This window comes from Pseudomonas lurida, from assembly GCF_013522705.1.
GTDB classification, from domain to species: Bacteria; Pseudomonadota; Gammaproteobacteria; order Pseudomonadales; family Pseudomonadaceae; genus Aquipseudomonas; species Aquipseudomonas quebecensis.
Genome location: NZ_JAAMRE010000075.1, coordinates 1 through 760, shown reverse-complemented (window position 1 = coordinate 760; position 760 = coordinate 1). Strand labels below are relative to the sequence as shown.

The 760-nt window shown below is 61.8% G+C and carries 1 pseudogene; it reads right to left on the bottom strand.

The window, feature by feature from the left end:
• A pseudogene (locus G7025_RS26590) lies at window positions 1–760 on the bottom strand (hypothetical protein); the annotation flags it as partial.

Sequence of the window (760 nt, the reverse complement as noted above, 5' to 3'; positions counted from 1 at the left end):
GCTTCGGGCGTCAGTTGATCGGGGTTGCGGGAGGCTTCAAGCACTTCGGGTCGCAGCAAATCGCCCAAGGCTTGGCCAACGCTGACGATGAGAGTTTCAGAACGCAGGGCCCCGCCACTTGCCGGGATCAAGGTGTAGCTCAGACGGATCTCGCCATTGCGGTTGTTGTCGACATACATCTTGTCGACCCCAAACACCACTGGCCGGCCCGCGCTGCTGCCATTGAGGAGGATGCTATCCCCGGTACTGCCGTTAACCCCCGTGCCCACCCAGCGCCAGATGAATGTGTCACCCGGGGAGGTGCGAACATAGGGCAGCGTCACGATGGCCTGGCCAATCACATCGTCCGGATCAAGGTTGCCGTGCTCATCGACGCGGTCCAACTGCGGTGCTGGCAGTTCGGCCACCCGCTCGCCAAAGTGCACGATCAAGTGCTCGGACTCGCGGACCGTCAGCGCACCGCTGCCGCCCAGCACGCCGACCAGGCCGTCGTCCACGCGATAAAAAATCTTCACATCGCCCAACCCCACAAAGCGCTGGAATTCACTGCGCGGCACAATCCGAAAGCGCGTCGGTGGCGGTGGGGCACCGGCCAGCAAGGTTTGCTCATAGAACTCCACGCCGCCACCGGTACGCATGGCTTCCATGCGCAGGGTGACGGAGTAGTTGCGGTCGTAGGGCGTGTACTCTGGAAACTCGACAGTGATGTAATCAATCGAGGGGTCGATCAAGCCGGCGTCATCTTCCACCACGTTGACCG